The organism is Mesorhizobium sp. NZP2234, from assembly GCF_013170765.1.
GTDB classification, from domain to species: domain Bacteria; phylum Pseudomonadota; class Alphaproteobacteria; order Rhizobiales; family Rhizobiaceae; genus Mesorhizobium; species Mesorhizobium loti_D.
On the sequence record NZ_CP033364.1, the window covers coordinates 6689481 to 6703484 of the forward strand.

Here is a 14004-nt window from a genome sequence, read left to right on the forward strand (position 1 = left end):
ATGCGTCCAAACGCGCTTGATTTGCGTGATGCGGCGCAGATAGGCATCGCGCCCCCGCAGATCAAGCGCCCGGACACTTCATCTCAAGCACCAAGACACCAGGCGAGCACCGCCTTCTGGGCGTGGAGCCGGTTCTCGGCCTCGTCGAAGACCACCGAATGGGGTCCGTCGATAACCTCGTCGGTCACTTCCTCGCCGCGATGCGCCGGCAGGCAGTGCATGAACAGCGCGTCCGGCTTGGCATGCGCCATCAGCTTCGCGTTGACCTGGTAGGGCGAGAAGACGTTGTGGCCACGGGCGCGATGCTCCTGGCCCATCGACACCCAGCAATCGGTGACGACGCAGTCGGCCTGGTCGACGGCTTCCTCGGGTGAGCGGGTGAAATGGAGCTTGCCGCCATGCGCCCTGGACCAGTCGACATGCTTCTGCGCCGGCTCGCTGCCTTCGGGAACGGCGACATTGAGGTTGAAGCGGAACCGTGCAGACGCTTCGAGCAGCGAATGCAGCACATTGTTGCCGTCGCCGGTCCAGGCGATGGTCTTGCCGGCAACCGGACCGCGATGCTCCTCGAAGGTCATGATGTCGGCCATCAGCTGGCAGGGATGGGTGTCGTCGGTCAGCCCGTTGATCACCGGCACAGTGGCGTTCTCGGTCAGTTCCAGCAACCGGTCATGCGAGGTGGTGCGGATCATGATCGCGTCGACATAGCGCGACAGGACCTTGGCGGTGTCGGCGATGGTTTCCGAGCGGCCGAGCTGCATCTCGGTACCGGTCAGCATGATGGTCTCGCCGCCAAGCTGGCGCATGCCCACGTCGAAGGAAACGCGTGTGCGCGTCGACGGCTTGTCGAAGATCATCGCCAGCACCTTGCCTTCGAGCGGCTTGGTCCGCTCACCAGCCTTGAGGCGCGCCTTTCGCACCACCGCATCGTCCAGCATGAAACGCAGGTCGCCCTCGGAAACGGTGGAAAGATCGGTAAAATGGCGAACTGACATCAGCAATATTCCGGAATTACTTCGCGGCGGCCACGGCGATGGCGTCCGCCAGGCCTTTGGCACCAGCGCGGATGCGGTTGAGCGCTTCGTGGATCTCGGCGTCGGTGACGGTGAGCGGCGGCAGCAGGCGGATGACGTTGTCACCGGCCGGAACCGCCAGCAAATGCTGGTCGCGCAGCGCCATGTTCACCTTGGTGTTGGGCATGGCGCATTTGAGGCCAAGCATCAGGCCGGTGCCCCTGATGCCTTCGATGACATCGGGAAACTCGTCCGCGACCGCCGCCAGGCCTTGCTTCAACAGCAATGCCTTGCGCTGCACATCCTCGAGGAAGCCGTCTTCGAGCACCACATCGAGGACTGCATTGCCGACAGCCATGGCCAGCGGATTTCCGCCGAAGGTGGTGCCGTGCACGCCCGACGTCATGCCAACCACGGCCTCGTCGGTGGCCAGGCACGCGCCCATGGGGAAGCCGCCGCCAATACCCTTGGCGATCGCCATGATGTCGGGCGTCACGCCCGTCCACTCATGCGCGAACAGCTTGCCGGTGCGGCCGATGCCACACTGGACCTCGTCGAAGATCAAGAGCAGGCCGTGCTGGTCGCAGAGCTGGCGCAGCCGCTTCAACGATTGTGTGGGCACCGGGCGAATACCGCCCTCGCCCTGCACCGGTTCGATGAGGATCGCGGCGGTTTCCGGCGTGATCGCCTTCTCGGCGGCATCGATGTCGTCGAAGCCGACCTGGTCAAAACCTTCGACCTTGGGGCCGAAGCCTTCGAGGTATTTGTACTGGCCGCCGGCCGCGATGGTCGCAAGCGTGCGGCCATGGAAGGCGCCTTCGAAGGTGATGACGCGGAAGCGCTCGGGATGACCCTTGACGAAGTGGTAGCGCCGCGCCGTCTTGATCGCGCATTCCAGCGCCTCGGCGCCGGAGTTGGTGAAAAACACCTTGTCGGCGAAGGTGGCATCAGCCAGGCGCTCGCCAAGCCGGCTCTGTCCCGGGATCTCATAAAGGTTGGAGACGTGCCAGAGCTTGCCGGCCTGCTCGGTCAGCGCCGCGACCAAATGCGGATGGCCGTGGCCAAGCGAATTGACCGCGATACCGCCGGCGAAATCGAGATATCGCTCGCCCTTGTCGGTAACCAGCCAGGTGCCTTCCCCGTGGTCGAAAGCCAGGGGTGCGCGAGCAAAGGTCTCGTAAAGCGCCGAACCGCTCATTATATGCGTCTCCGGTACCGGAAAATCAAAAAAGCCGCCAAAGCGGCGGCCTTGTGCGGCTTATCGTGTTTTTCGGCCATGAAGTCAACGAAAACGTCGCGTAGTGCGCGCGGCAAGCCCTCCAACGCGATGCCGGCTCATAAGCGACCGGGCAAGTTGGGGAAAACCGAAAAAACCGATTCGTGTTGCACTTGGGACTCTTGTCACCGAGTCAGCGCATAAGGTAATTGTAGTCGAGAAATAACTAGATTTCGTGCGGCGGACCTAATCACCAGATATATGTGGTGTCTGCCCCAGCAGTGGTGCTGGGTCGGGAGTGGATTCCGATTGCCGCACGCTTAGCAGGAGCGCGGTCTCATGAACTGGACTGACGAGCGGGTCGAACTTCTCAGAAAACTGTGGTCGGAGGGTCTGAGCGCAAGCCAGATTGCCGCTCAGCTTGGAGGGGTGAGCCGCAATGCCGTCATCGGCAAGGTGCATCGGCTGAAGCTGTCGGGCCGCGGCCGCGCAACGGCGACGCCGGCACGCCAGAAGAAGGCGACACAGGGCTCGACCGTGCAGAAATCGGTGGCGCGCGCCGCAACCACGGCTCGCCATGTCACGGCATCGATCGGCGCGACCGCCCTTCAGACGCAATTCGACGCCGAGCCGGTGGCGCGACACTATATCCGCCCGGTCGAGAATGTGGTGGTACCGATCTCTCGGCATCTGCAACTCGTCGAACTGACCGAGCGCACCTGCAAATGGCCGAACGGCGATCCGTTGTCGGAGGACTTCAATTTCTGCGGCAACGAAGCCGCAGAAACCGGTCCATATTGCAAATACCACGCCCGCGTGGCCTTCCAGCCGGCGGCGGAGCGCAGGCGCAATCGCTGAGCGCCAAGTAGTGAGTAGTGAATTTCACTACTTACTAATTTCTACTGACTTACCTTACAGCCAGCCATTCTTGCGAAACCGCCAGTAGAGAACCGCGCAGATCGCCGCGATGGTCGCCAGCACCATCGGGTAGCCATATTCCATCTTCAGTTCCGGCATGTCGGTGAAGTTCATGCCGTAGATGCCGGCGAATGCCGTCGGCACGGCCAGAATGGCCGCCCAGGAGGCAAGTTTCTTCGAGATCGCCGTTTCCTGGCTCTGACCGACCAGCAGGCTTGCCTCGAACGCGAACGCCAGCACCTCGCGCAAACTGTCGATCTTTTCCTGGACAGTGCGGATGTGGTCGGTCACGTCGCGAAACAGCGGGTGCATGGCTGAATGGATTTGCGGCAGGTCGGCGCTGGTCAGCCGGCGGCAGACTTCCACCAGCGGCAGCGCCGCGTTGCGCAGGCGCAGGAGATCGCGGCGCAGCATATAGAGCCGCTCGATGTCGGGACCGGTCATCGGCTTCAGCAGGACCTTGTCTTCGATCGCCTCGACCTCGTCCTCGATCTGCTCGAGAACGGGCATGTAGTTGTCGACGATGAAATCGAGAATGGCATAGAGGACGAAATCCTCGCCCTTGGCCAATGAATGCGGGCAGCTTTCCCAATGCTGGCGAACGGCGGCGTAGGAGGTCGACGGGCCATGCCTGACGCTGACGATATAGCCCGAGCCAACGAACAGATGCGTCTCGCCGAAGGTCACCCGTCCTTCGATCAGCTGCGCGGTGCGGGCGACGATGAACAGCGCGTCACCATATTGCTCGAGCTTCGGCCGCTGGTGCGGATGCTCGGCATCCTCGATCGCCAGTTCGTGCAGATGGAATTGTGCCTGGACGCGCAGCAGAAGGTCACGGTCCGGTTCGAGCAGCCCGATCCAGACGACGTGTCCCGATTTCTTGGCCCAGTCGCCGGCTTCCTCGATCGGAATATCGGCAATACGCCGCCCGGCGGTGTAGACACTGGAGGCGATGATGCCTGACGTTGGTATGGCAGGCTTGAACTCTCGCACATATTCCATCGCAGCCTCCTGAAGGCAGGACCTTTATCAAGGCCTGAGAAGCTTAACGCCGGGATAGTTTAGCGCAATATGATCTAGCGTTCGAGGGGAAGAGCGTTCATTTCGCCGTCAGCGTCGCGGAAAGACTTATCTTATCGGTCTTGTCGCCTTTCGGGCGCTCGGCCGGCATCTGGTCGCCAGTGACGATGTAATAGATGGTTTCGGCGATGTTGGTGGCGTGATCGCCGATGCGCTCGATGTTTTTGGCGCAGAACAGAAGATGCGTGCAGGGTGTGATGTTGCGCGGATCCTCCATCATGTAGGTCAGCAATTCACGGAACAGCGACGTGTACATGGCATCGATCTGGTCGTCGCGGTCACGCACGAAGCCGATCTTGTCGACCGAGCGCGAGGCATAGACGTCGAGCACTTCCTTGAGCTGCGTCAGCGCCAGGTTGGCCAGCGCCTCCAGGCCACGAAACAGGCTGGTTGGCTGACGGCCGTCGGTGACGGCGACCACCCGCTTGGCGACATTCTTGCCGAGGTCGCCGACCCGTTCGAGATCGGCGGAGATGCGGATGGCGCCGACGATCTCGCGCAGGTCCGTCGCCATCGGCTGGCGTTTGGCGATGATGATGATCGCCTTGTCGTCGATCTCGCGCTGCCCTTCATCGAGCACGGCGTCATCGCGAATGACTTTCTGGGCCAGTCCCGGATCGGCATTGACGAGAGCGGCGACCGCCTGCTCGACCATGCGCTCTGCATGGCCGCCCATAGCGGCGATGCGCTTCGACAGATATTTCAGCTCCTCGTCATAGGCGCTCATGATGTGCACGGACTGCATGAATGAAATGCCTTCCCACGGGTTCTTTACTTTGAGTCGTTTCCTCGAATCCCCGCTGATACGCTAGCGGGATGACAGAAAAAAGAAACGGTCCAGGGGAAAACTAGGGCGAGATCAGTGCGTCGGCAAATGAACCGAGAAGGCGGCGCCCTTGCCGACCTCGGATTTGATCGTCAGCCTGGCGTTATGGCGCGTCAGAATATGCTTGACGATCGACAGGCCGAGGCCGGTGCCTTTCTGGGTCCGGCTGGTCTCGACGTCGATGCGATAGAAGCGCTCGGTGATGCGAGGAATGTGTTCCTCGGGAATGCCGGGGCCGAAATCCCGGATCGTCACGTCGATGCCGGGTTCGGAATCGAGGTCGCCGCGCGCGATCGACACCAGGACACGGCCGCCCGACTGGCCGTATTTGCAGGCGTTTTCCAGGAGATTCTCGAAAACCTGGAACAACTCGTCGCGATCGCCCGGCACATTGAGAGGCCCCTTGGCGAAATCACGCTCGATGGCAACGCTGTTTTCGCGGGCAAGCGGGGCCAGCGAATCGATGACGCTGTCGACGGTCTGGCGCAGGTCGACCTCCGTCCCGGGCTTCAGATACGGCTTCATCTCAAGCCGGGACAATGACAGGAGATCATCGATCAGCCGCGCCATGCGGCCGGTCTGGTTCTGCATGATCTGCAGAAATTGCTCGCGCGCCGCCGGATCGTTGCGGGCCGGTCCGCGCAGCGTCTCGATGAAACCGGCGATCGAGGCCAGCGGAGTGCGCAATTCGTGGCTGGCATTGGCGATGAAGTCGGCGCGCATGCGGTCGATCCGCCGCGTCTCGCTCTGATCCTTGAACACCAGCACATAGAGATCGGTGCCGTGCCCGACCGAGGACGCGCTGACCCGGTAGGCCCGCTCGACCGGCAGCTTCTCGGTATAGTCGACGACATCCGAGGCGAGAGTACCCGACAACACGCTGTCGAGCAGGGTCTGCATTTCCGGCGCCCGGAATTTCAGCGGCAGCGATATGCCCGGTGCGATCCCGCCAAAGGCGGCAAACGCGGCGGCGTTGGCATGCACGATGGTGGCGGCATGGTCGAAGATGATGAGCGGGTCGGCGACGGCCGCCGCCAGATATTCGCCCGACAGGCGCTGCAGGCCGATCGCCTCGATCGCGGCGGCACCATCGGCGGACTGGCCGAGTCCCGCGGCCGGCAGCATCGCCGCCGCAAGCAACAGGAGCAGCGCCGGTACCAGCGCGTAGGCGGACACGCCCGCGAAGGCAAAAGCGATCAGAACCGCGGCGACACCGGCAGCAAGCAGCCAGCGGCTGTTCCACAGCCGGGCGGCCAGGATTTGCGCCATGCCCTTCTGCCCTGCGTCCAGATCAGTCATTCGCTCGCGCGCCCGCGCCCCATCGGTCGTGCGGCAGCGGAAACTTCCGCTGGACCGCTCCGCGCATGATCCCGTAAATCGGGAATCGATTCTCGGAAAGGATCATGCGCAAAATCAAAAGTCCTGCAGCGTCGTTTGCGCGTCCAGACGGACGCGCGGTCTGTAGTGGCTCCCAATAGCATGAGTCCGAAAGCTGGAAAGGGTTCGTCAGCATGAAAAATGCCAAGGAAAGTTCCGCCGCGCCGGCTTCGGGTCCGCTGAAGATCAGGATCGACGGCAAGGAACGGGAATTCGACATCGAGAATCCCGAGCTTCCGGAGTGGGTCGAGGCCAAAAAGCTGACCGCGGGAGGCTACCCCTACGACAAGAAGATGAAAAGCGACGAGTATGACGAGACGCTCGAAAAGTTGCAGATCGAGCTCGTCAAGGCGCAGGCATGGCTGCAGGCGACCGGCAAGCGGGTGATGGCGCTGTTCGAGGGCCGTGACGCCGCCGGCAAGGGCGGCACGATCTTCGTGGTGCATCAGTATCTCAACCCGCGCACGGCACGCAACGTGGCGCTGACCAAGCCGACCCAGCCCGAGCTGGGACAATGGTACTACCAGCGCTATGTCGACCACTTCCCGACATCGGGCGAGTTCGTCACTTTCGACCGCTCCTGGTACAACCGCGCCGGCGTTGAGCCGGTGATGGGCTTCTGCACGCCCGAACAGCACGAGAAGTTTCTCGACGAGACGCCCCATTTCGAACGGATGATCGTCAATGACGATATCCATTTCTTCAAGTTTTGGCTGAACATCGGCCGGGAAACGCAGCTCGAGCGTTTTCATGACCGTCGCTACAGTCCGCTGAAGAGCTGGAAGTTCTCGCCGATCGATGTCGCCGGCATCACCAAATGGGATGATTACACCAAGATGCGCGACACCATGTTCGAGCGGACCCACAAGGCGTTCGCGCCATGGATCATCGTGCGGGCCAACGACAAGCGCCGCGCGCGGCTGGCGGTGATGCGGCGCATCCTGTTGTCGCTGCCCTATGAGGGGCGCGATCTCGATATCATCGGCAAGGAAGACAAGAAGATCATCGGCGAAGGACCGTCATTCCTGGGCAAGGAGGGCTGAATTCGCCGTGCCGCGTGGCCTCCACGCGGCACGGCATTCTTCGCGATCCTCAGGCCGCCAGCCTTGCAATGCGCTGCAGGCGCCGCAGTGTGGTGTCGTCCTGCAATGCCTGCTGGAACAGCGATATCTCCTGGTCGATGCGATCGCACAGCGCGCCGGTGTTCCCCTTGAGCAGCCCACGGGTCTGCAGAAGGGCAGCGACCGGCTTCTTGGCCAGCTGCCTGGCCCGTCCGAGCGTCGCCTCCTCCACGCCGTCATGTACGATCTCGGCGACGAGACCGAGCGCCCTGGCATCCTCGGCGTGGAGCGTGTCGCCGAGGCAGAAGAAGCGGAAGGCGCCGGCATAGCCGAGCTTCTGCGGCGCCAGGATGCTGGTCGCCGCGTCCGGCACAAGGCCGAAATCGACGAACGGCACCCGGAACGTGCTTTCATTGGAGGCGATCACCATGTCGCAATGGAACAGGATCGTGCAGCCGACGCCGACGGCATCGCCGTCGACGCAGGCGAGGATAGGCTTCGGGAACGTCGCCAGCGTGCGGAACATGTCGGTGACGGCGGCGATGAGCTTCTGATGCTTGGTGGCGTCGAGGAATTCGGAGAAGTCGCCACCGAGGCAGAAACAGCCCGCCAGGCCACGCAGCACGACGACACGAACCTCATCATTGTCGGCGGCTTCGTGGAACGTCCTGGCAAGGCTTTCATAGGCCCTTCTGTCGAGCACCGGCCGGCCGTCATTCGACGACACGGTGACGATGAGCGTGTGGTTGCGCAGTTCCGGTTGCGGGTGCATGGCCATCTCCGATCTCATGACGCCCTCCTTTGGCCGAACATGTCTGGATATCCCCTGGCCAGAACGGGAGCATGATGATTGCGGCGCGAACGCACCACATCCAGCGTGTGCTCGGTGAAGGAGAGCAGTGTCGCCACGACCTGCTGATTTCCGTAGGTGCGCTGGTAGCCTAGCGGCGTCGCCAGGAAATGCAGTTGCAAGGCGCGCAATACCCACATCGGCTCGAACTCGATGATCACCTTGTCGACGCCGCGCTTCAGCCCCCACTCGACGAAGCCGGCGATCAATTCGGTGCCGACCGTCGAAACGCCGCGACGGCCATCGCGGAAGCCTGGAGCCACCGCATAGCGGGTCAATTCCCAGATGTTTGGGCCCGATGGCGGCGTTCCCTCGGAAAGGTCGGTCAGGACTTCGGTCAGCAGATGGGGCCGCGTGGTCGGCAACATCCTTTGATAGCCTGCGATTTCGTTGCCTCTGATGACGATCTGATGCACCGCCTCGTCATGGTCGAACTGGTCGACCTCGAATCCGTCCGGGCGCCGCAGGTCCTCCCACCCCATTTCTTCGACAAATATCTGGTAGCGCAGCCGATGGACGGCCTCCCAAAGGTCGGGACGTTCCATCAATTCCTGAGTTGTAAGACAAAAAAGCATGCCGTCGTCTCCTGGGTTTAAGAGGAAGATACGGCCGTGCTTCAGTGAGAAAATTGCGTGATCACGTAGGCAAGAATTTCTAGGTCGGCACGGCCGACCTAACTAATGTAGCCGCGCCTTATCGCTTCGGCGACAGCCTGAACCCGGTTGACGGCACCGAGTTTGCTTTTGGCGTTAAGAAGATGTTTCTCCGAGGTGTGCTCCGAGATGCCGAGGATTTGCGAAATCTCCCATTCGGACTTGCCGACAGCCGCCCATTGCAGGCATTCGCGCTCGCGCGGAGTCAACTCGATATGGTCGATGGTCTTGGCCGCCATGGTGTGGAGCTGCATGGCGCGGCCAACGGCATAGGTGGAGACCAGCGACACCAGGCCGAACTCTTCCGCCGACAGCTGCACGGCCTCGCCACCCAGCGACACCATGACGATCTGGCCGTCGAGTGTGATCAGCGGGAAAGCCAAGCCGTCGCGCAGCTTGAAGGCGCCGGCATCGCCCATCACTTCGCCGCTGCTCTTGTCGAAGCGAATGCCCTCGGCGGCTTCCCGCCACTGGAACGGCGCCTGCAGTTGTTTCATGTGGCTGACCACGGGATCGTGATCGACATAATTGCGCGACACGTAGCGCTCCAGCCATTCGACAGGCCAGTCGCACAGCAGCACATGCTGCTTTTGCTGCCCGGCCGGCGTGCCCGGCTGCGGAACGGTTCCGGCCATAAGCGCGGTCAGACCGAAATCCGACGTTATGCCCAACAGCTTCTCGCAAACCACCGCCGCCGTTCCGGCGTGCTGCAGTTGGTCTATGTATTCCAGCGTACGATCGAATTGACCCATCGCAACATCAACCCCATGTTGCCTCATGCATTGAGACCGATGGTCCATGCCTTGCCTGCACTTTGCCACCGACCACGGATTGCAATCGCACTTTTCCGGTTGTGGTTCTCGACCCTGGTCCCCCAACCAAGGCAGCCACCGCTGTTTGCAAACGCGCTAAATCATATCCTGAAATCGGCGCGTTGAAATCAAAAACCATTGTGCCTGTATCATTTTCGTACCAAAACCAGTGCGAAAACGAGTGCGGCGGAGTTCTATCGTGGCGTTCCAATGGCGGTTCCTGGTCCTGGCGTCGCTGCTGATGGCGGCACTGCCGGCGGCTTCTGGCGCGCGCGCGGCGGAACCGCAGGTGCCGGTGCTGTGGGACGCCAAGGAACGGTTGCCCAAGCCAGATCTTTCGGCCCTGCCACGGCTGCGGTTCCTGACGACCACGGATTTTCCACCCTTCAATTTCCTCGACGGCTCGGGAAAGCTGTCCGGTTTCCACATCGACCTGGCACGCGCCATCTGCGCCGAACTCGGCATCATCGACAAATGCCAGATCCAGGCATTGCCCTGGGCCGAGCTCGAAGGGGCGCTTGAGAAAGGCGAGGGCGAAGCCATCATCGCCGGCATCGCCGCAACGCCACAGGCACGCCAGACATATGCCTTCTCACGCTCCTATCTGCAGTTTCCGGCGCGTTTCATCATGCCGAAGGGCAAGGCGTTGACGGAACCGGTCTTCGACAAATTGCACGGCAAGCGCGTTGGCGTGATCGCCGGCTCGGCGCATGAGCGCATGCTGCGCGACTATTTCAACACGGTCCAGGTCGTCTCCTTCGACGGACCGGAAGCCCTTTACGCCGACCTCAAGGCGGGCAAGATCGATGCGGCCTTTGGCGACGGCATGCGCTTCGCCTTCTGGCTGGGCGGCTCGGACGCCGCAGGCTGCTGCCGCTTTGCCGGCGGTCCCTATCTGGCGCCAGAATATCTGGGCACGGGCATGGCCATCGCCACACGGGCGGACAATCCGGCCCTGGCCGCCGCGATCGACTACGCGCTGCAGGAGATTTCGATGAAAGGTACCTTCGCCGAATTCTACCTGCGCTATTTCCCGGTCAGTTTTTTCTGATCCGGTCCCGGTCAGTTTTTTCCGATCCGGTTCCGGTTTTCTGATCCGCCCGTAACCCAGTCAGGTCAGAGTGCGCAGCCGCGCCTTGGCCGCGCGGCCGATGGCGGCGACGGTCAGTGTGTCGAGATCGAGCTGCCGGCGGATCAACTGCAGCACGCGCACTTCCTCCATGCGCATTTCGAGATCGACGGCGGCCACTTCGAAGGCAGCGGCATAGGCGGTGTCGCGCAGGCGCTCCGGCAGGGCTTCGGCGACTTGTGCCAGGACACCCTCCAGGCCGTCCTTTTCATGCAGCAGCTTCTGGCAAGCCTGGGCGACGGGAACCAGCCTATCCTGCTTGAAATCCTCGAACACCGGCCATGAGCGGACAACATCGCCGATCCGGGCCAGTTCGACATCGGTCATGTCCCGATCGGAGGCCGAGGTGATGACCATCAGGTAGATCAGGGCTTCATGCGGCGTCGGCGATGGCATTCGGTACTCCTTGAACGGGCTTCGAAGGTAGGAACGGCGCTCGGAGGCCGCAAGGAAAAAGCGCCGCAATCGTTGACGCTCCGGCCCCGCGCGCCTAGAGACCGGTTGAAAATCGACACCGCGGCCAAACCAGCGAAAATAGTCTGGCCGGCGAATAATTTGGAAACAGCACCATGGCGGGATCAAACATCCTCGATCTCAACCCCGAACTGCTGGCGGCCGCCGCCGAGAGCAAGGCGTGGCCGTTCGAGGAGGCCAAAAAGATCATCGAGCGCTACAAAGGCGCCGACTTTCCCGAAACGGTCCTGTTCGAGACCGGATATGGCCCGTCCGGCCTGCCGCATATCGGCACGTTCGGCGAGGTGGCGCGCACCTCGATGGTGCGCCATGCGTTCCGTGTGCTGACGCAAGACAAGGTCGCCACGAAGCTGCTGTGCTTTTCCGACGACATGGATGGCATGCGCAAGATACCCGACAACGTGCCGGACCGCGCAGCGCTTGAGCCGCATCTGCACAAGCCGCTCTCTTCGGTTCCCAATCCGTTCGGCGGCGACTATGCGAGCTTCGCCGACCACAACAACGCGATGCTCTGCCGCTTCCTGGACACGTTCGGCTTCGACTACGAATTCGCCAGTGCGACGCAGTACTACAAGTCCGGCCGTTTCGACGCGATGCTGCTTCGCGCCGCCGAGCGCTACGACAAGATCATGGCAGTGATGCTGCCGACGCTCGGACCGGAGCGGCAGGCGACCTACAGCCCGTTCCTGCCGATTTCTCCGAAGAGCGGCCGCGTGCTTTACGTGCCGATGAAGCATGTCGATGCCAAGGCCGGCACCATCACCTTCGACGACGAAGGCACCGAGACCACGCTTTCGATCACCGGCGGCCGGGTGAAGCTGCAATGGAAGCCGGATTTCGGCATGCGCTGGGCGGCGCTGGGCGTCGATTTCGAAATGTTCGGCAAGGACCACCAGACCAACGCGGTCGTTTATGACCGCATCTGCGACATCCTGGGCGGACGCGCGCCGGAGCATTTCGTCTACGAACTGTTCCTGGACGAGAACGGCCAGAAGATCTCGAAGTCGAAGGGCAACGGCCTGACCATCGACGAATGGCTGACCTACGCGCCGACCGAGAGCCTCGGGCTCTACATGTATCAACGGCCGCGGCAGGCCAAGAAGCTCTATTTCGACGTCATCCCACGGGCCGTGGATGAATATTACACCTTCCTTGCCGCCTACCCACGGCAGGACTGGAAGGAGCGGCTGGGCAACCCGGTCTGGCATATGCATGACGGCAATCCGCCGGCCATCGACATGCCGGTGCCGTTCTCGCTGCTGCTCAACCTGGTCAGTGCTTCCAATGCGCAGAACAAGGATGTGCTGTGGGGCTTCATCTCACGCCACGCCGCCGGCGTGACGCCGGCCACCCATCCCGAACTCGACAGGCTGACGGGCTATGCGATCCGCTATTTCGACGACTTCGTAAAGCCGACGAAAACGTTCCGCGCCGCCGACGATGTCGAGCGCGAGGCGCTGCAGGCGCTGGACGCGGCGCTTGGCACGCTGCCGACGGATGCCAGCGGCGAAGCGATCCAGAACGCTTCACTCAACGTGGCGCGCAAGATCGAACGCTATCAGGACCATTCCAAGCAGAGCCCGGAAGGCGGCCCAGGCGTTTCTGGCGCCTTCTTCCAGATGATCTACCAGGTGCTCATCGGGCAGGAGCGCGGCCCGCGCTTCGGATCGTTCGCCGCGCTCTACGGCGTCGCCGAGACCCGTGCGCTCATTCAGCAGGCGCTGGCTGGTCAACTGGCTTGAGGGCGCCGCCCTCCTCTTTCAGGATCGAGCCCTCTTCCAGGATCGAGCCCGGCGCCTGAGGCGCCGGGGCGGGCGCGGCGGGCATCGCCGAGATGCCGGCAAGATCCGGCGCCGGCCCGAAAATGCCCTTCTTGCCGCTTTGCGCCTTTTCGCCGGCCTCGACATAGGGCCCGCCCTTGGCGGCACGCGCCCAGCCGTTTTCGACCAGCCACTGGCCGACGTCCTGCTTGCCGATCCGGCATTCGGCCGCGATCCGGTCGCGGCCGCCTTCAGGCGGGACCGTGCAAATCACCGCGCGGCCGCGCAGAAAGGCCCTGAAGGCGCTGCGCGCGCGAATGCCGCACGGCCAGGATTTGCCGTCCGTGGTGCAGGCCTCGTCCTGCGCGACGACATCGATGCCGGAAACCGCGACGGAATAGCCTTTCGCCTCGATAAGGCCGGCGGCCGGCGCGACCGGCTGGAACAGCTTCGTGCCGTTCCAGTCGTCGGGCATCTTCGGCTTTGGCGGCATGGCCAGCGCCAGCTTGCTCAGCGGTTCGCGCGGCTCGATCCGCTCGATTTCTCCGGCGGGCAGGTCCGGCGGCGCGACGACCTCCGGATCAATCGCCCGCGAATGCACCGCCGGCTTTGCCGGTGGCGGAGCGGCAGGCGCTGGAATGGCTGACGTGGCCGGCTCTTCCGGCCCGGCATCGGTGCCTGCCTGAGAGATCGTATCAACGCCAGGATCGATCTGGTCCACCGCGACGGTGCTTTCGCTTCCTTTCAGCGTACGGCCGCCGGCGACGACCAGGGCCGCCATCACCGGAACCATCACAACCGCCAGGGCAAGATGAGGAAGCCGCACCAGCTCGGA

14 protein-coding genes are annotated in these 14004 nt (G+C 62.6%); 4 read left to right on the forward strand and 10 right to left on the reverse strand.

The window, feature by feature from the left end; all coding sequences use genetic code 11:
• Positions 1-83: 83 nt before the first annotated feature.
• Positions 84-995 (reverse strand): ornithine carbamoyltransferase, encoded by a 912-nt coding sequence (gene argF, locus EB230_RS32185; RefSeq protein WP_056570462.1) that lies wholly within the window; start codon positions 993-995, stop codon positions 84-86.
• A 16-nt stretch (positions 996-1011) separates the two neighbouring features.
• Positions 1012-2211, reverse strand: a complete 1200-nt coding sequence (locus EB230_RS32190) for an aspartate aminotransferase family protein (RefSeq protein ID WP_056570056.1) — start codon at positions 2209-2211, stop codon at positions 1012-1014.
• 357 nt (positions 2212-2568) lie between these two features.
• Between EB230_RS32190 and EB230_RS32195 the strand changes: the two genes are divergently transcribed.
• Complete coding sequence (locus EB230_RS32195; protein ID WP_056570053.1) at positions 2569-3087, forward strand: GcrA family cell cycle regulator; 519 nt, start codon at positions 2569-2571, stop codon at positions 3085-3087.
• Positions 3088-3141: 54 nt separating this feature from the next.
• Here the strand turns inward: EB230_RS32195 and EB230_RS32200 are convergent, their stop codons facing one another.
• The 3 genes from EB230_RS32200 to EB230_RS32210 form a co-directional block, all read right to left on the reverse strand.
• Positions 3142-4149 (reverse strand): magnesium and cobalt transport protein CorA, encoded by a 1008-nt coding sequence (locus EB230_RS32200; RefSeq protein ID WP_172374924.1) that lies wholly within the window; start codon positions 4147-4149, stop codon positions 3142-3144.
• 97 nt (positions 4150-4246) lie between these two features.
• Entirely contained in the window at positions 4247-4972 is a 726-nt protein-coding gene (phoU, locus tag EB230_RS32205) for a phosphate signaling complex protein PhoU (protein ID WP_172374926.1), read from the reverse strand.
• Between the two features lie 114 nt (positions 4973-5086).
• Positions 5087-6352, reverse strand: coding sequence for an ATP-binding protein (locus EB230_RS32210; RefSeq protein ID WP_056570046.1), 1266 nt, complete (start codon positions 6350-6352; stop codon positions 5087-5089).
• 212 nt (positions 6353-6564) lie between these two features.
• On the opposite strand from EB230_RS32210, the gene ppk2 reads away from it, so the two are divergent.
• Positions 6565-7473, forward strand: a complete 909-nt coding sequence (gene ppk2 / locus EB230_RS32215) for a polyphosphate kinase 2 (RefSeq protein ID WP_056570044.1) — start codon at positions 6565-6567, stop codon at positions 7471-7473.
• 49 nt (positions 7474-7522) lie between these two features.
• On the opposite strand, the gene EB230_RS32220 is transcribed toward ppk2, so the two are convergent.
• From EB230_RS32220 to EB230_RS32230, 3 genes are all read right to left on the reverse strand, one after another.
• Positions 7523-8269 carry an enoyl-CoA hydratase-related protein gene (locus tag EB230_RS32220; RefSeq protein WP_081295035.1) on the reverse strand — a complete coding sequence of 249 codons (747 nt, stop codon included), beginning with the start codon at positions 8267-8269 and terminating at the stop codon, positions 7523-7525.
• Positions 8270-8277: 8 nt separating this feature from the next.
• On the reverse strand, positions 8278-8916 hold the full coding sequence (locus tag EB230_RS32225) for an acyl-homoserine-lactone synthase (RefSeq protein ID WP_056570040.1): 639 nt from the start codon (positions 8914-8916) through the stop codon (positions 8278-8280).
• Between the two features lie 98 nt (positions 8917-9014).
• A complete protein-coding gene (locus EB230_RS32230; RefSeq protein ID WP_056570038.1) occupies positions 9015-9746 on the reverse strand; it encodes a LuxR family transcriptional regulator in 732 nt (243 codons plus the stop codon).
• A 259-nt stretch (positions 9747-10005) separates the two neighbouring features.
• On the opposite strand from EB230_RS32230, the gene EB230_RS32235 reads away from it, so the two are divergent.
• Positions 10006-10857 (forward strand): transporter substrate-binding domain-containing protein, encoded by an 852-nt coding sequence (locus EB230_RS32235; protein WP_246738895.1) that lies wholly within the window; start codon positions 10006-10008, stop codon positions 10855-10857.
• A gap of 60 nt (positions 10858-10917) precedes the next feature.
• Here the strand turns inward: EB230_RS32235 and EB230_RS32240 are convergent, their stop codons facing one another.
• A complete protein-coding gene (locus tag EB230_RS32240) occupies positions 10918-11331 on the reverse strand; it encodes a tellurite resistance TerB family protein (RefSeq protein WP_056570030.1) in 414 nt (137 codons plus the stop codon).
• Positions 11332-11504: 173 nt separating this feature from the next.
• Between EB230_RS32240 and EB230_RS32245 the strand changes: the two genes are divergently transcribed.
• On the forward strand, positions 11505-13151 hold the full coding sequence (locus EB230_RS32245) for a lysine--tRNA ligase (protein ID WP_172374928.1): 1647 nt from the start codon (positions 11505-11507) through the stop codon (positions 13149-13151).
• On the opposite strand, the gene EB230_RS32250 is transcribed toward EB230_RS32245, so the two are convergent.
• Entirely contained in the window at positions 13117-13995 is an 879-nt protein-coding gene (locus tag EB230_RS32250; RefSeq protein WP_348626803.1) for a thermonuclease family protein, read from the reverse strand. The genes EB230_RS32245 and EB230_RS32250 overlap by 35 nt on opposite strands.
• Between the last annotated feature and the right edge of the window lie 9 nt (positions 13996-14004).